General features: G+C 70.8%; 15 protein-coding genes. 10 read left to right on the forward strand and 5 right to left on the reverse strand.

Going from position 1 to position 16,691, the window contains the following annotated elements:
* Positions 1-94 precede the first annotated feature (94 nt).
* Positions 95-1,024 (forward strand): COX15/CtaA family protein, encoded by a 930-nt coding sequence (locus tag GWK61_RS42315; protein WP_194917609.1) that lies wholly within the window; start codon positions 95-97, stop codon positions 1,022-1,024.
* Positions 1,025-1,094: 70 nt separating this feature from the next.
* Here GWK61_RS42315 and GWK61_RS42320 read toward each other — a convergent pair whose 3' ends face one another.
* The 4 genes from GWK61_RS42320 to GWK61_RS42335 form a co-directional block, all read right to left on the reverse strand.
* Positions 1,095-2,066: a hypothetical protein gene (locus tag GWK61_RS42320; protein ID WP_194917611.1), complete on the reverse strand. Its 972-nt coding sequence runs from the start codon at positions 2,064-2,066 to the stop codon at positions 1,095-1,097.
* The gene (locus GWK61_RS42325; protein WP_194917614.1) at positions 2,063-2,632 is read right to left on the reverse strand and encodes a SigE family RNA polymerase sigma factor; all 570 of its coding nucleotides are present in this window, start codon (positions 2,630-2,632) and stop codon (positions 2,063-2,065) included. Before GWK61_RS42325 ends, GWK61_RS42320 begins: the two co-directional genes overlap by 4 nt.
* Before the next feature lie 102 nt (positions 2,633-2,734).
* Positions 2,735-3,937 carry a mannose-6-phosphate isomerase, class I gene (manA, locus tag GWK61_RS42330; RefSeq protein ID WP_194917616.1) on the reverse strand — a complete coding sequence of 401 codons (1,203 nt, stop codon included), beginning with the start codon at positions 3,935-3,937 and terminating at the stop codon, positions 2,735-2,737.
* A 32-nt stretch (positions 3,938-3,969) separates the two neighbouring features.
* On the reverse strand, positions 3,970-4,956 hold the full coding sequence (locus GWK61_RS42335) for a heme o synthase (RefSeq protein ID WP_194917618.1): 987 nt from the start codon (positions 4,954-4,956) through the stop codon (positions 3,970-3,972).
* 311 nt (positions 4,957-5,267) lie between these two features.
* Here GWK61_RS42335 and tkt point away from each other — a divergent pair, with 311 nt between their 5' ends.
* From tkt to GWK61_RS42365, 6 genes are all read left to right on the forward strand, one after another.
* The gene (tkt, locus tag GWK61_RS42340) at positions 5,268-7,394 is read left to right on the forward strand and encodes a transketolase (RefSeq protein WP_194917620.1); all 2,127 of its coding nucleotides are present in this window, start codon (positions 5,268-5,270) and stop codon (positions 7,392-7,394) included.
* A 27-nt stretch (positions 7,395-7,421) separates the two neighbouring features.
* Positions 7,422-8,522, forward strand: coding sequence for a transaldolase (gene tal, locus GWK61_RS42345; protein WP_194917622.1), 1,101 nt, complete (start codon positions 7,422-7,424; stop codon positions 8,520-8,522).
* 56 nt (positions 8,523-8,578) lie between these two features.
* Complete coding sequence (zwf, locus tag GWK61_RS42350; RefSeq protein WP_194917640.1) at positions 8,579-10,123, forward strand: glucose-6-phosphate dehydrogenase; 1,545 nt, start codon at positions 8,579-8,581, stop codon at positions 10,121-10,123.
* Complete coding sequence (locus tag GWK61_RS42355) at positions 10,120-11,187, forward strand: glucose-6-phosphate dehydrogenase assembly protein OpcA (protein WP_194917624.1); 1,068 nt, start codon at positions 10,120-10,122, stop codon at positions 11,185-11,187. The genes zwf and GWK61_RS42355 overlap by 4 nt, the downstream gene beginning before the upstream one ends.
* A complete protein-coding gene (gene pgl / locus GWK61_RS42360) occupies positions 11,184-11,972 on the forward strand; it encodes a 6-phosphogluconolactonase (protein WP_194917626.1) in 789 nt (262 codons plus the stop codon). The genes GWK61_RS42355 and pgl overlap by 4 nt, the downstream gene beginning before the upstream one ends.
* An 80-nt stretch (positions 11,973-12,052) precedes the next feature.
* Positions 12,053-13,102, forward strand: a complete 1,050-nt coding sequence (locus GWK61_RS42365) for an ABC transporter substrate-binding protein (protein ID WP_194917629.1) — start codon at positions 12,053-12,055, stop codon at positions 13,100-13,102.
* A gap of 33 nt (positions 13,103-13,135) precedes the next feature.
* On the opposite strand, the gene GWK61_RS42370 is transcribed toward GWK61_RS42365, so the two are convergent.
* Complete coding sequence (locus tag GWK61_RS42370) at positions 13,136-13,561, reverse strand: acyl-CoA thioesterase (protein ID WP_194917632.1); 426 nt, start codon at positions 13,559-13,561, stop codon at positions 13,136-13,138.
* A 95-nt stretch (positions 13,562-13,656) separates the two neighbouring features.
* Between GWK61_RS42370 and GWK61_RS42375 the strand changes: the two genes are divergently transcribed.
* The 3 genes from GWK61_RS42375 to GWK61_RS42385 all read left to right on the forward strand — a co-directional run.
* Positions 13,657-14,349, forward strand: a complete 693-nt coding sequence (locus GWK61_RS42375; protein WP_194917635.1) for a nitroreductase family protein — start codon at positions 13,657-13,659, stop codon at positions 14,347-14,349.
* Positions 14,350-14,428: 79 nt separating this feature from the next.
* Positions 14,429-16,006 (forward strand): DHA2 family efflux MFS transporter permease subunit, encoded by a 1,578-nt coding sequence (locus GWK61_RS42380; RefSeq protein WP_194917636.1) that lies wholly within the window; start codon positions 14,429-14,431, stop codon positions 16,004-16,006.
* On the forward strand, positions 15,993-16,691 hold a 699-nt coding region (locus GWK61_RS42385; RefSeq protein ID WP_194917638.1), incomplete at its 3' end, for a TetR/AcrR family transcriptional regulator. The genes GWK61_RS42380 and GWK61_RS42385, both read left to right, overlap by 14 nt.

A 16,691-nucleotide genomic window follows, 5' to 3' on the forward strand; every position in this document is an offset into this window, starting at 1 on the left:
GTCGTCGGAGGCCGCGTACTCCGGATCGTTCTTCGCAAGCCAGGCGCGGTGTGCGTTGTAGAGCATGCGCTGGTGGGTGTCGTGCAGCCCGCTGATGGCGTCCGAGACGCTCACGCCGGCGCCGGCGATCCTCGCCTGGACCTGCTTCGCCGCCCTGGTCGCCAACATCGGCATCATCGTCACCGGCGGCGCGGTCCGCCTCACCGACTCCGGCCTGGGCTGCCCGACCTGGCCCACCTGCACCGACGGCAGCCTGGTCCCGACCGGCCGGCTCGGCGCGTACGGCGTCGTGGAGTTCACCAACCGCATGCTGACCTTCGCGGTGTCGGTGGCCGTCGGCGCGGCGATCATCGCGTGCATGCGCCGGCACCCGCGCCGCGCGGTGCTGAACAAGCTGTCCTGGACGCTCTTCTTCGGCGTCGTGGTCCAGGCGGTCATCGGCGGCATCTCGGTGCGCACGCACCTGGCCCCGATCTGGGTCTCGCTGCACATGCTGGTCTCGCTCGGCATGGTCGCGCTGTCCTACGTCCTGTGGGTCCGCAGCCGCGAGCCCGACGACGCGGCGCCCACCCCGACCGTCCAGCCGGTCCTGCGCCAGCTCGGCTACGTCCTGACCGCCGCGGTCGGCGCCCTGCTGATCGCCGGCACCATCGTCACCGGCAGCGGCCCGCACTCCGGCGCCAAGCTCGGCGACCCGGGCAACAAGCGCTTCCCACTCAGCCCCGCCAACGCCACGCAGCTGCACGCCGACCTGGTCTTCCTGGTCGTGGGCCTGACCGTGGCGCTGTGGTTCGGGCTGAAGGCGACCGGCGCCGGGCCCCGCGTCCTCACGGCGGTGCGCGACCTGTTCCTGCTGCTGATGGCGCAGGGCGTGATCGGGTATGTGCAGTACTTCACGCACCTGCCGGTGCTGCTGGTCGGCATCCACATGTTCGGCGCGGCGATCGTGTGGGCCGGGACGTGGCGGGTGCTGCTGGCGATGCGCGAGCGCAAGGCCGTCCCGGCTGCCCCGACCGTCGCCTGATACAGGCTGATACACATAAAGGTGGGCCCGGCCCGATGCTCGCGGGCCGGGCACACCTTTTGCCGCGCCGTCAGTGCTGCGTCAGGTCCTTGTAGGGCACCAGGTCCTGCCGCGCGTGCTGCGCGAAGTCCGACGAGACGGTCGCTCCCCACTCGGAATCCATCACGATCGCCACGACCTGGTCCCTCGACAGCAGCGGATCCTTGCGCGACGGGTCGACGTGCCAGCCCGTCTCGTGCGGATCGTTCAGCGGGTCGAAGTAGTTGGCCGCCTCCGCGTCGACGACCCAGCCGTTCGGGAGCACCCGGATCGCCTGGTACAGGTACGAGCCCGCGGTAGGGCCGTTGGCACCGGCGGCGTACTCGTCCTCGACGAACGACAGCACGACGCTGCCGTCCGGCTCGGCGGACGCCCGGCAGTCGCTGATCCCGCTGGACATCAGCTTCTGCATCGTCATGCAGTCGGTGACCTGGGCCATCCCGGAGTTCTGCTGGATGCCCGCGGAGACCGTGGTGAGCTTCCCGGTCCCGTCGTCGACGGACATCAACCCGTTGACCATCACCCCGGACCTCGCAGGCTGGTAGCTGTCCTGGCCCGAGTAGTTCGCCGACACCAGGCCCGGGGCGAGCCTCGACTTGACGATCTCGACGGCTGAGCGGCCGTCGATGAGGACCTGGCCGGGGCCGGGCTGCGGCGCGACCGACATCGACTTCGCGCTCGACGACGTCACCGCCGACGAGGGGGCCGTGGTCTTGGCGGCCTTGGTCGTGGGAGCCGTGGTCGTGGGCACCGTGGTCGTCGACGCCCCCGCCGCGACCGCCGGCCCCGACCGGCCCGACCCGCCGCCGAGCGCCACCGCCCCGGCCGCGACGCCGAGCACCGCCACCACGCTCAGCGCGCCGGTGACCGCCCGGGTCCGCACCACCCGCGCCCGCGCCCCGGCGAACACCGCCGCCGGGCCGCCGACGATCGGCGGTTCCGCACCGATCCCCTCGCCGAGCACATCCCTGATCTCGTTCTCGTTCACGCTGTTCTCGTTCACGCCGTGGCTCCTTCCGAGCCGATGCCGAGTCCGAGCCGGTCGTCCTGGAGCACCACCCGCAGCGCGGCCAGAGCCCTGGCGCTCTGGCTCTTCACCGTGCCCTGCGAGATCCCGAGCAGGGCCGCGGTCTCCTCGACGCTGCGGTCCTCCCAGTAGCGGAGCACCACCGTCGCCCGTTGCCGGGGCGGGAGGCCGCGCAGGGCGGAGAGCACCGTGAGCTTGAGGTCGCTGTCCGCGGCGGCGCTGTGGGTGGCGCTGCGGGTGGCGCCGGCGCCGCCGTCGGCGACCTCCACAGGCTCAGCCCACGACTTCTCCTGACGCCGCCACAGTCGGCGGTTCTCCGCGAGGAAGAGCCGCAGCAGCACCTGCCGCGAGTAGGCGTCCAGGCTCTCCACCCGACGCCGACGCGCGGCCACCACCACCTTGACCAAGGTCCCCTGGACGAGGTCTTCAGCCCGGTGCCAGTCCCCGCACAGCAGGTACGCCGTACGGCGCAACGCCAGATACCGTCCCTGGACGAACTGTTCCAGTTCGTCCTCGACGGCCGCCTTGTCTCCCCGCGCCATCCGTTGTCCCCTCCGACCGACTCATTCTTCTGTCATCGGTCCTTGAGGGATCGGGTCGGGTGCGGGGTTGCTCGGGGCCGGAGACTTTTTCGCCAGCGCTACCTACAGCCCCGGCGCCGCCACCACGAGATCCGCAATCCCCGTAGCCTCCACCCGCCCCTCGCGCGCCGGCACGAAGCACGACTCGCCCTGCGTGAGCGTCAGCGCCCCGCGCGTCCCGCGCAGCTCCACCTCGCCGGACAGTGCCAGCACGATCCGCGGGCCGGTGCCGGGGATCTCCGCGCGCAGCGTGGTGCCGGTGTCGAGGGTCGCGCGGTAGAGGCGGAACTCCGGCGCCGGCGTGTCGAACTCCTCGACGCCCACCCCGATCGCCTTGCCGTGCCGCACCGGGACCGGGACCGAGGCGTCCATCACCCGCAGCAGCTCGGCGACGTCGATGTGCTTGGGCGTCAGGCCGGCGCGCAGCACGTTGTCGGAGTTGGCGAGCAGCTCGATCCCGGTGCCGTTCAGGTAGGCGTGCAGTCCCCCGGCCTCCAGGAAGATGGCCTCGCCGGGCTTGAGCACCACCCGGTTCATCAGCAGCATCGCCACGAGGCCGATGTCGCCGGGAAAGTCCTCGGCGACGCGCAGGACGGCTGCGAAGTCCTCGGCGGACTCGCCGCCCTTGTCCGCGCCGATCCGGCAGGCCTCGACGACGCCCGCCACCAGCTCCCCGCGGGTGTCTGCGGGCCACTCCAGCAGGCGGCCGATGGCGGCGGCCACGGTGGCCGGCTCCGGCCGGTCCGCCAGCGACGCCCGCACCGGGTCCAGCGCGTCGGCGCCCAGCTCGACGAGCTCGGCGAGCACGCGCTCGGCGTCCTCGGCGGTGCGGCAGCCGGCCAGGGCCTCGAAGGCGGTGAGCGCCATCAGGATCTCCGGCTTGGGCCAGTCGTCCGCGTAGTTGCGGTTCGGGTCGCCGGCCGGCAGCCCGCGCTCCTGTTCGGCGGCGTAGCCGACCTCGGCCTGCGCGCGCGTGGGATGCGTCTGGATGGACAGTGCCTTGGCCGACGACAGCACCTTGAGCAGGAACGGCAGCCGGTTCTTGAACTCGGCGGCGACCTGCGGCCCGAGCATCCCCACCGGGTCGGCGGAGACGAAGTCGAGCAGCGTGGCCTCACCGCCGTCGATCCGGGACGGCGCCGTCGGGTGCGCGCCCATCCACAGCTCGGCCTCCGGCTGCCCGGAGGGCTCGCGGCCTAGCAGTTCGCTGATGGCGCTGGGCGATCCCCAGGCGTAGTGCTGCGTGGTGTTGGTGAGCCGATACACCTTGGAAAGGGTACAGGTGCCTCAGCAAACCCTCAGTGAACGAGGGGGCTCACCGCGGCGGCCACGAACAGCAGCGCCAGATACATGTTGGAGAAGTGGAACAGGCGCATCGGCAGCAGCGCCGCGCCGTCCTTGCCGGAGCGGGCCCGCAGGTCCAGGCGGTGCGCCTCGACCAGGAACACCACGCCGAGCACGGCCGCCGCGATCGGGTAGACCAGGCCGGTGTGCCCGATCGGCCACAGCAGCAGCGAGCAGGCCACGGTCGCGTAGGAGTACCAGACGATCTGCTTGGTCACCGTGCGGGCCGGGGCCACGACCGGCAGCATCGGCACGTTCGCCGCCGCGTAGTCCTCGCGGTAGCGGATGGCCAGCGCCCAGAAGTGCGGCGGCGTCCACAGGAACACGACCATGAACAGCACCACCGGCGCCCAGGCCAGCCGGTCCGTCGCCGCGGTCCAGCCGATCAGCGCCGGGAAGCAGCCGGCCGCGCCGCCCCAGACGATGTTCTGCGGCGTGCGCCGCTTGAGCAGCATCGTGTAGACGAGCACGTAGAAGGCGTTCGCCGCGAGCGCCAGGCCCGAGGACAGCCAGTTGACCGCGAACCCGAGCCAGAGCGTGGACACCACGCCGAGCACGAGCCCGAACACCAGAGCGTCCCGCGGCGTCACCGAGGCGGCCGGGACCGGGCGGCGCCGGGTGCGGCGCATCTCGGCGTCGATGTCGCGGTCCACGTAGCAGTTCAGCGCGTTGGCGCTGCCGGCGGACAGGTAGCCGCCGATCGTCACGGCGATCACCGGCCACAGCGCCGGCACGTGGCGCAGCGCCAGGAACATCACCGGGATGGTGGTGACCAGCAGCAGCTCGATGATGCGCGGCTTGGTCAGGGCGACGTAGGCCTTGACGACCGCCATCGTGTGCCCGCCGCGGTCTGCCCCCACCGGCTCCACAGAGGGAGTGACGGTCCGGGACGGAGCCGTGGCCGGGGGAGTCTCGACCGTGGTCAAAAGCCCGTCCTCCATGGATGCCTGATTCGGACAACACGCAACTTTAGACCGTCGCCCTCGCGGCTTTCGCGCCGGGTCGCCTTATCGCGCATTGAGTCGTCCAACAGTCGTAGATCAAATACGCCTCACATCTATATGAGGACTCCACCACTGCTGTTCACTAAGGGTTAGCCCGGGCGTACGCGTCCACCTGCTGACTGGGAACGCGATGCCTCTGAGGTCCGAGTAGGCTGGCGAAACGAGATCTGAATCATGTTGCGCAGGGGTCCCACCGGCTGTACCCGAGCGTGGGGCCTCGGCGCGTGAACTGCGAAGGAGCGCTTCCGGTGAGCACCGCAAGCACCGCAACCCCGTTCGAGTGGACCGACTTGGACAAGCGCGCTGTGGACACCGTCCGAGCCCTGGCCATGGACGCGGTCCAGAACACCGGTAACGGCCACCCCGGTACCGCGATGTCCCTGGCCCCGGCGGCCTACCTGCTCTTCCAGCGGCACCTTCGCTTCGACCCGGCCGACCCGCACTGGGCCGGCCGGGACCGTTTCGTGCTCTCGTGCGGTCACTCCTCCCTGACCCAGTACATCCAGCTGTACTACTCGGGCCTCGGCCTGGAGCTGGAGGACCTCAAGCACTTCCGCCAGTGGGGCTCGCTCACCCCCGGCCACCCGGAGTACGGCCACACCGAGGGCATCGAGGTCACCACCGGCCCGCTGGGCCAGGGCCTGTCGAACGCGGTCGGCATGGCGATGGCGGCGCGCTACGAGCGCGGTCTGTTCGACCCGGACGCCGAGGCCGGCACCTCGCCGTTCGACCACAAGATCTACGTCTTCGTCTCCGACGGCGACCTGGAGGAGGGCGTCACCTCCGAGGCCTCCTCGATCGCCGGCCACCAGAAGCTCGGCGACCTCGTGGTGGTCTACGACGACAACCACATCTCCATCGAGGGCGACACCAAGGTGGCCTTCGGCGAGGACGTGCTGCACCGCTACGAGGCCTACGGCTGGCACGTGCAGCACGTGGACTGGCTGGCCGGCGGCGAGTACCACGAGGACGTCCAGGCCCTGCACGAGGCGCTGCTCGCGGCCGAGGCGGAGACCGACCGCCCCTCGATCATCCGGCTGCGCACCATCATCGGCTGGCCGGCCCCGAACCTGCAGAACTCCGGCAAGGCGCACGGCGCCGCGCTCGGCGAGGCCGAGGTCGCGGCCACCAAGAAGGTCATGGGCATGGACCCGGACAAGACCTTCGACGTCCCGGCCGACGTCCTGGCGCACGCCCGCAAGGTCGGCGAGCGCGGTGCGGCCGAGCACCAGGCCTGGGACACCGAGTTCGCCGCCTGGCGGTCCAAGAGCCCGGAGCGCGCCAGCGAGTTCGACCGGATCGCCAAGCGCGAGCTGCCGGCCGGCTGGGCCGAGAAGCTCCCGACCTTCGAGCCCGGCAAGGACGTCCCGACCCGCAAGGCGTCGGAGGCCATCATCCAGGCGATCGCCGAGTCGGTGCCGGAGCTGTGGGGCGGCTCGGCCGACCTCGCGGAGTCGAACCTGACCACGATCAAGGGCGGCAAGTCGTTCCTGCCCGCGGTCTACGGCGAGACCGAGTTCGGCGAGTCCAGCCCCTACGGCCGCATCCTGCACTTCGGCATCCGCGAGCACGCGATGGGCTCGATCCTCAACGGCATCGCGGTGCACGGCAACACCCTGCCGTTCGGCGGCACCTTCCTGGTGTTCTCCGACTACATGCGCCCGGCCGTGCGCCTGGCCGCGCTGATGAAGCTGCCGGTCACCTACGTCTGGACGCACGACTCGATCGGCCTGGGCGAGGACGGCCCGACCCACCAGCCGGTCGAGCACGTCGCCGCGCTGCGGCTGATCCCGGGCATGACGGTGCTCCGCCCGGGTGACGCGAACGAGACCGTCGGCGCCTGGAAGGCCCTGATGGAGAAGCACACCGGCACCGACGACCACGGCCCGGTCGGCATCGCGCTGACCCGCCAGGGCATCCCGACCTACGACCACGAGGCGCTGAACTCCTCGCTGGACGCCATCGAGGGCACCGCCAAGGGCGGCTACGTCCTGGCCGAGGCCGGCGGCGGCGCGCCGAAGGTGATCCTCATCGGCACCGGCTCCGAGGTGCAGCTGGCGATCCAGGCCCGCGAGGCGCTGGAGGCCGACGGCATCCCGACCCGCGTGGTCTCGATGCCCTCCACCGAGTGGTTCGAGGAGCAGGACGCCGCCTACAAGGAGTCGGTCCTGCCGGCCGCCGTGAAGGCCCGCGTCTCGGTCGAGGCCGGGGTCGGCGCGGGTTGGAAGCAGTACGTCGGCGACGCAGGCCGCAGCGTCTCGCTGGAGCACTTCGGTGCCTCCGCGGACTACAAGACCCTGTACCGCGAGTTCGGCATCACGGCCGAGGCCGTCGAGGCCGCGGCCCGGGAATCCCTGGCCGCCGTAGGCGCTTGATTTTCAGGTGAAGAGGGAGAAGACGAGATGACGAACAAGAGTCTGGACACGCTGTCCGGAGCCGGGGTCGCGATCTGGCTGGACGACCTGTCCCGCGCGCGCCTGCAGTCCGGCAACCTGGCCTCGCTGATGGCCGAGAAGAACGTGGTCGGCGTGACCACGAACCCGACGATCTTCCAGAAGGCCATCGTCGGCTCCGAGGTGTACACCGACCAGCTCAAGGACCTCGCCGTCCGCGGGGTCACCGTCGACGAGGCGATCCGCATGATCACCACCGCCGACGTGCGCGCGGCGGCCGAGGTGCTGCGCCCCGCCTACGACGCCTCCGACCTGCAGGACGGCCGGGTCTCGATCGAGGTCGACCCGCGGCTGGCGCACCAGACCGCGCCGACGGTGGCCGAGGCCGAGCAGCTGTGGTGGCTGGTGGACCGGGAGAACCTGTTCATCAAGATCCCGGCCACCCGCGAGGGCCTGCCGGCCATCACCGCGGTGCTGGCGGCGGGCATCAGCGTGAACGTGACGCTGATCTTCTCGCTGGAGCGCTACCGCGCGGTGATGGAGGCCTTCCTCGCCGGCATCGAGCAGGCCAAGGCGAACGGCCACGACCTGACCAAGATCGCCTCGGTCGCGTCGTTCTTCGTGAGCCGGGTCGACACCGAGATCGACAAGCGCCTGGAGAAGCTCGGTAAGACTGAGCTCAAGGGCAAGGCCGGCGTCGCGAACGCCCGCCTGGCCTTCGAGGCCTACGAGGAGGTCTTCTCCTCGGACCGCTGGACGGCCCTTGCCGCCGCCGGCGGCAAGCCGCAGCGTCCGCTGTGGGCCTCCACCGGCGTGAAGGACCCGGCGTACGTGGACACCATGTACGTGGACGACCTGATCACCCGCGGCGTGGTGAACACCATGCCGGAGGCGACCCTGGACGCCGAGGCCGACCACGGCAAGCCGTCCGAGGACTCGATCCGCGCGCACTACGCCGAGTCCCACCAGGTCCTGGCGGACCTGGCCGCGGCCGGCGTCTCCTACGACGACGTCGTCCAGCTGCTGGAGGACGAGGGCGTCGACAAGTTCGAGGTCTCCTGGAAGGAGCTCCTCGACTCGGTCCAGGGCGAATTGGACAAGCTCCGGTGAATGACAAGAGCAACAGCCACCAGGGCTACCAGCTCTCCCAGGCCGAGAAGGCGCTGCTGTCGCACGAGCAGGCCGGCGATGGCACGGCGAACCCGCTGCGCGACGCCGCCGACCGCCGCCTGCCGCGCATCGCCGGGCCCTGCGGCCTGGTGATGTTCGGCGTCACCGGCGACCTGTCCCGCAAGAAGCTGATGCCGGCGATCTACGACCTGGCGAACCGGGGGCTGCTGCCCCCGGGCTTCGCCCTGGTCGGGTTCGCCCGCCGGGACTGGGCCGACCAGGACTTCGCCGAAGAGGTCCACCTGGCGGTCAAGGAGCACGCGCGGACCCCGTACCGCGAAGAAGTCTGGCGGCAGCTCTCCGAGGGCTTCCGCTTCGTCTCCGGCGAGTTCGGCGACAAGCAGGCCTTCCTGGAGCTGAAGGCCACCATCGACAAGCTGGACGCCGAGCGCGGCACCAACGGCAACCACGCGTTCTACCTGTCGGTCCCGCCGAAGTTCTTCCCCGGCGTGGTCGAGCAGCTGCACGAGGTCGGCCTGGACCAGGGCCCGGAGGGCTCCTGGCGCCGGGTCATCATCGAGAAGCCGTTCGGCCACGACCTGACCTCGGCCCGCGAGCTGAACGCGATCGTGGACTCGGTGTTCCCGCCCAAGTCGGTCTTCCGGATCGACCACTACCTGGGCAAGGAGACGGTCCAGAACATCCTGGCGCTGCGGTTCGCCAACGAGATGTTCGAGCCGATCTGGAGTCGGGACCACGTGGACCACATCCAGATCACGATGGCCGAGGACATCGGCATCGGCGGCCGGGCCGGGTACTACGACGGCATCGGCGCGGCGCGCGACGTCATCCAGAACCACCTGCTCCAGCTGCTGGCGCTGACCGCGATGGAGGAGCCGGTCTCCTTCGACGCCGACGCCATCGCCGCGGAGAAGACCAAGGTGCTCTCGGCCATCCGGCTCCCGGACGACCTGGACACCTACACGATCCGCGGACAGTACGCGGCCGGCTGGCAGGGCGGCGAGAAGGTCGTCGGGTACCTGGAGGAGGACGGCATCTCGCCGGACTCCACCACCGACACCTACGCCGCGGTGAAGCTGGAGGTGAACACCCGCCGCTGGGCCGGCGTGCCGTTCTACCTGCGCACCGGCAAGCGTCTGGGCCGCCGCGTCACCGAGATCGCGGTGGTGTTCAAGCGCTCGCCGTTCCTGCCCTTCACGCCGACCCAGACCGAGGAGCTGGGGCAGAACGCCCTGGTGATCCGGGTGCAGCCGGACGAGGGTGTGACGGTCCGCTTCGGCTCCAAGGTCCCGGGCACCTCGATGGAGGTGCGCGACGTGAACATGGACTTCGCCTACGGCGAGGCGTTCACCGAGTCCTCCCCGGAGGCCTACGAGCGGCTGATCCTGGACGTCCTGCTCGGCGACGCCCCGCTGTTCCCGCGGGTGGCGGAGGTCGAGCTGGGCTGGGAGGTCCTGGACCCGATCGAGGCGTACTGGGCCGAACACGGCAAGCCGGAGCAGTACACCTCGGGCACCTGGGGTCCGGCCAAGGCGGACGAGATGCTCGCGAAGGACGGACGGAGCTGGCGGCGGCCATGATCAAGCACCTGGATTCCACCACCTCGGCGAAGATCGCCAACGCCCTGATCGACATCCGCAAGGAGGCCGGGGCGGCCACCACCGGCGCGGTCCTGACCCTGGTCATCGAGACCGACGAGCGGCACCACTACTACGCCCTGCGGGCCGCGCGCGAGGCCTCGCGCGCGCACCCCTCGCGCATCCTGGTCGTGATACCGCATCCGGAGCAGCCCTTCTCCGGGCTGGACGCCGAGGTGCGGGTCGGCGACGAGATGGGCCCGGGCGAGGCGGTGGTGATGCGGCTCAACGGCGAGCTGGCCGCGCACGCCGACGCGGTCGTACTGCCGCTGCTGCTGCCGGACACCCCGGTGGTCACCTGGTGGCCCTCGGAGTCGCCGACGGACCCGGCCGAGGCCGCGCTGGGCAAGCTGGCGATGCGCCGGATCACCGACGCCTCCGGCACCCACACCCCGGTCCCGGTCGCGGACCGGCTGCGCGGCTACTCCCCCGGCGACACCGACCTGGCCTGGACCCGCTGCACCCCGTGGCGCTCCATGCTGGCCGCGGCGCTGGACCAGATGCCGGCCACGGTGAAGACCGTCAAGGTCACCGCCGAGGTCGACAACGCGTCCTCGACGCTGCTGGCGGTCTGGCTGGGCTGGCGCCTGGGGGTGCCGGTGACGCTGTCCACGGACACCGGCCCCGGCATCACCGGCGTGCACCTGGGCACCGACAAGGGCGAGATCAGCCTGACCCGCCCCGACGGGATGCTCGCCGTGCTCTCCATGCCCGACCAGCCGGACCGGCACGTCGCGCTCAAGCGCCGTGAGCTGGCCGACCTGCTCACCGAGGAGCTACGCCGCCTGGACGTCGACGAGACGTACGAGGAGGTGCTGCGGCACGTCACCGAGCACGACGCGGCGGCGATCGACAAGATGCAGCCGACCCCGCCGAAGAAGTCGACGATCACGATGACCGCCGAGCCCGACAAGGGTCCGCTGGGCGAACTGCCCAAGGAGTCGGTCGAGCGCGAGGAGCAGCTGCAGAACGCGGCGATCGACAAGCCGCTGGACGACGCTCCATGAGCGCTACTCCGGAGATCATCGTCCACCGCGACGCCGAGGTCCTGGCGCAGGCTGTGGCGGCGCGGCTGATCACTCGGCTGGTCGACGTGCAGGCGCTCCGCGGCGCCGCGCACGTCGTCCTGACCGGCGGCACCGTCGGCATCAAGACCCTGGCGGCGGTCGCGGCCTCCCCGGCGCGCGGCGCCGTGGACTGGTCCCGGGTGCAGCTGTGGTGGGGCGACGAGCGGTTCCTCCCGAGCGGCGACCCGGAGCGCAACGAGACCCAGGCCCGCGCGGCGCTGCTGGACGGCCTGGTCGCCGAGGGCCTGCTGCCGGAGGCGAACATCCACGCGATGGCCGCCGCCGACAAGGCGGGCTTCACCCCGGAGGAGGCGGCGGAGCAGTACGCCTCGACGCTGGCCGACTTCGCCCGCGAGGGCGACGACGTCCCGGCCTTCGACGTCCTGCTGCTCGGCATGGGCCCGGACGGCCACGTCGCCTCCCTGTTCCCGGGCCACCCGGCCCTGTACGAGGACAAGCGCAGCACGGTCGGCGTGCACAACTCGCCGAAGCCGCCGCCGCTGCGGGTCTCGCTGACCCTGCCCTCGATCCAGGCGGCCGCCGAGGTCTGGGTGGTCGCGGCGGGCGCGGAGAAGGCGAAGGTCACGCACCTGGCCCTGTCCGGCGCCGGCCCGGTGCAGATCCCGGCCGCCGGGGCGCGCGGGCGCGGGCGGAGTTTGTTCCTGCTGGACCGGGCTTCGGCTTCGGAGCTGCCTTCGGAGCTGGCGCCTTACTCGCTGAGCTGAGCCACAGGCTGATTCACCAGCTGATCCACCGATAGTGCCGCCGTCGATCTTCGGATCGGTTGCGGCACTATTATCAGTTCATGGACATGCCAATCCGCATCGGTGCTCTGGTTCCGCTGACCCGGCCGGGGTGGGTAGAGGCGGGTCGGCACCTGCTCACCGGCCTCGAACTGGCCGTCAGCGACAGCGACGTCCCCATGGAGCTGCTGGTCCGCGACACCGCCGCCGATCCGGCCAAGGCCGCCGCAGCCGTCGATGAGCTGGCGGGTTTGGGTGTCGCGGCCATCGTCGGCGAGTATCACAGCGTCGTCGCACGTTCCGCCGCCGCACAGGCCGATGCGCTCGCGGTGCCGTTCCTCTGCTCCTCAGCAGTCCTCGACACCCTCACCGAGCAGCCGACCGACTGGGTCGCCCGCATCGCCCCGGCACAGTCCCACTGCTGGCAGGTCTACGCCGATTTCCTCTTGGCAGCAGGCCACACCCGCATCGCCGTCGCAGCCCAGCCGACCGTCTACTGGCAATCCGGCACCCGCATCCTGCGCGAGCACCTGGCGTCCCGCAGCGCGACCCTCATCGAGATCGACATCACCATCAACTTCGCCGCGGTCTGCGACGCACTCGTCGACAACGGCGCGACCACCCTCCTGCTTCTCGTCGCCACCCCGGACCCGGCCGTGCCGATCGTCAAGGCAATCCGCGCCGACCCGCGCCTGGCCGACATCCTCATCGGCGCCCCCGCAGGCCAGCCGGAGTTCACCGAGTGGGCCGAACAACTCGGCGACGCCGGCACCGCGATCCCGTTCCTGAGCTACCTGCCCGAGAGCTTCACTCCGTTGGGCGCACGCGTCGACACCGCGCTCCGCGAGCGGCTGGCCGGACCACCCTCGTTCGTCGCCTTCGAGGGCTACGACACCGTCGCCGTCCTCGCCGAGATCCTGCGCTCCCACGGCTCCGACCGGAAGAGCATCGCCGAAGCCTTCCCACACGTCTCCGTCGAAGGCACGCGCGGCCGTATCCAGTTCTCCCGCGCGCCGGGCATCAGCGTTTGGCAGTGGGCCTGGCCGCCGGTCCAGGTCGTCGACCGCGACCCGGCCGATCCTGCGCGCGTTCGGGTCCTGCATCGCGGCTGAGCCTCTACTCTGCGCTCAACTCAACTCCGCGCTTTACTCGATCCCGCGCTCGTGAATCCGCCGGAACCCGTCCGACCACGGCACCGGCCGCCGATCCGCCCCGGTCCGCACGATCGTCCGCCGTCCGACCGCGTGCACCACGCCGCCGTCGCCCACGAACCGGAACTCGTACACGCAGCTCGTAGTCCCGATCTTCACCACCCGCAGCTCTACATCCAGCTCGCCGACCTCGGCGACCGGAACCCGGAACTCTACCTCGTAAGCCTTCACCAGGTGCCGCATGTCCGGCCCCTCGATCAGCTCTGGAACGCTCTCGTACCAGGTGCTCAGGGCCCGCTCGGCGTGCACCGCGTAGCGCGCGTTGTGCAGTACCCCGACCTTGTCGAGCTCGTCGAACCAAACCCTGGTGCGGAACACGTGCAGCGGCGGCTCGGTACCGCCGGCTTCGACATCGTTCATAGCCTCAGCTGTACCTCACCCGGGACCGCCGTTCCTCAATCAGAGCCGCCGGAAGGGCGTGATTCCAACCACACCCCGCGCCTACTCTGATCTGCATGACAGCCAGCACACGGAGCCACACACATCCGTTCCTGCCGTACAGCCCCGATCGCCTCGACCAGGCCGAGGCGATCCGGCGCGGCGAGCAGTTCCAGAAGCACCTCCAGGCCCGCCGCAGCGTCCGCTTCTTCTCCCCCGACCCGGTCCCCGCCGAGATGATCGAACTGGCCGTGGCCGCCGCCAACACCGCCCCCTCCGGCGCCCACCAGCAGCCCTGGAAGTTCGTCGCCGTCGGCGACCCCGCGCTGCGCCACCGCATCCGCGAAGCCGCCGAAGAGGAAGAGCGCATCAACTACGAAGGCGGCCGCCTCCCCGAAGCCTGGCGCGAAGCCCTCGGCCCGCTGGAGACGGACTCCGACAAGTCCTACCTCGACATCGTCCCCTGGATCGTCGTGGCCTTCGCCGAGAAGAGCACACCGATGCCCGACGGCCGGCTCCGCAAGAACTACTACGTCAACGAGAGCGTCGGCATCGCCTGCGGCCTGTTCATCGCCGCCCTCCACACCATGGGCCTGGCGACGCTGACCCATACGCCGAACCCCATGGCGTTCCTCACCGACATCCTACGACGCCCCTCCACCGAGCGCCCCTACATCCTCTTCCCCGTCGGCTACCCGACCGCCGACTGCGAAGTCCCCGACCTCGCCCGCAAGCCGCTCGCCTCGGCCCTGGAGTTCTTCGGCGGCTGACCGCGCGCGCCCCCTTGCTCCCGGCAAATTCTGAGAGTAGCTTTCATTTCAAGGTTACTTTCAAGAGGAGGGGGCTATCATGATCGAGTCGACCCAGGGACCGGCGGCACCACCGTCGCCCGCCGAACGCCGTAAGTGGTGGGCCCTCGGCGGCCTGGCACTGAGCCTGCTGGTCGTAGGCCTGGACCTGACGGTCCTGAACGTCGCCCTGCCCACCCTGTCCACCTCGCTCAAGGCCTCGACCAGCCAGCTCCAGTGGTTCGCCAACTCCTACAACCTGGCCATGGCCATCGCGCTGCTGCCCGGCGGCCTGCTCGGCGACCGCTTCGGCCGCAAGCGGATGCTGGTGATCGCGCTGACCGCGTTCGGCGTGGCCTCCGCCTTCTGCGCCTTCGCCTCCTCGGCCGGCGAGCTGATCGTCTGGCGCGCGGTGCTCGGCGTGGGCGCGGCGATGCTGATCCCGCTGAGCATGAGCGTGCTGACCGTGATCTTCACGCCCGAGGAGCGGCCGCGCGCCATGGGCATCTGGGCCACCGCCAACATGCTCGGCATCCCGCTCGGCCCGATCCTGGGCGGCTGGCTGCTGGACCACTACTGGTGGGGCTCGGTCTTCCTGATCAACCTGCCGGTCGTGGTGATCGCCCTGGCCGCGGTGGTGTGGCTGGTCCCGGAGTCCAGCGCGGAGCGCAAGCCGCGCATCGACCTGCCGGGCCTGGCCACCTCCGCGGTCGGCCTGGCCGCCATCACCTACGGCCTGATCAAGGCCGGCGACACCGGCTGGGCCTCGGCGCAGGCGCTGCTCCCGCTGCTCGGCGGCCTGGTGGTGTTGGCCGGCTTCGTCCAGCTCCAGCGCAGCCCGAAGCAGACGCTCATCGACCTGGAGCTGTTCCGGGCGCGCGGCTTCACCTGGGGCACGATCCTGTCGACGATCGTCAGCTTCGCCCTGTTCGGCCTGATGTTCACGCTGCCGCAGTTCTACCAGGCCGTCGAGGGCGCCGACGCGTTCGGCACCGGCCTGCGGCTGCTGCCCCTGATCGCGGGCCTGGTCGCCGGCGTCCGGATCGGGCAGCCGTTCCTGAAGAAGGTCGGCTCCGGACCGCTGATCGGCGCCGGGTTCATCCTGCTGGCCATCGCGCTGATGGTCGGCACCTCGACCGGCGTGCACGACGGCTACGGCTTCGTCGCCGCCTGGCTCACCCTGGGCGGCGTGGGCGTCGGCCTGGCAATGCCGATCACCATGAACGCGGCCCTGGGCGAGCTCAGCGCCGAACGCGCCGGCGTCGGCTCAGCCCTGCTGATGACCATCCGCCAGATCGGCGGCACCTGCGCGGTGGCGATCCTGGGCACGGTGCTGAACAGCCAGTACCGCAGCCACCTGGCCCCGGCCGTCGCGCACCTGCCGGCACCGGTCGCCGCCGCGGCCACGCGCAGCGCCGGCAGCGGCGTCGCCGTCGCGGCCCAGCTGCACTCGCCCTCGCTGCTGGAGTCGGTGCGCTCGGCCCTGGTGCACGCCACGAGCACGACGCTGTGGGTCAGCGCGGGCTTCGCGGTCGTCGGCGTCCTGGCCGCCACCCAGCTTCCCCGCAAGGCCCGGGTCCCCCAGCAGTCGGCAGAGGCAGCAGAATCGACGGGTGATCTCCTCAATGCCGCAGACTGACCAAGCCCCGGCCCCGGCTGGTGTTCCTGCCGTTGCCGCAGCTCCTGCCGCTCCCGCCGCGCCCGCACCGGCCCCGACGGGCCTGCGGGAGCGCAAGAAGGCCCGGACGCGTGCCGCCATCCAGCGGCACGCGCTCCGCCTCTTCCGCGAGGCGGGCTACAGCGCCACCACCATGGAGCAGATCGCCGCGGCGGCCGACGTGTCGCCGAGCACGCTGTACCGGTACTTCCCGACCAAGGAGGACCTGATCCTCCAGGACGACTACGACCCGCTGCTCGAAGCGGCGTTCCGCGCCCAGCCGCCGGAACTGCCGGTCCTGGAGGCGTTCCGCACCGCCGTACACGAGGCCATGTTCCACATCCCGGCCGAGGACCAAGCGGAAGCACTCGAACGAGCGCGCCTGGCCTACACCATCCCCGAAGTCCGGGCCCGCACCCTGGACCACATGTTCACCACCACGGACATGATCGCCAACCTCTTCGCCGAACGACTGCACCGCTCCCACGACGAACTGGAGGTGCGGGTCCTTGCAGGCAGCGTCATAGGGGCACTCATGGCAGCGCAGCAGCGCTGGATCGCCGACCCGCAACCGGACATGTTCGGCGTCCTGGACAGCGCCCTACAGGTCCTCATCGACGGCCCCGGCAACCTCGGCCCGGCGGCCACCCCACCCCCTGCCCCGACC

Source organism: Catenulispora rubra (assembly GCF_015356825.1).
Lineage (GTDB): Bacteria > Actinomycetota > Actinomycetes > Streptomycetales > Catenulisporaceae > Catenulispora > Catenulispora rubra.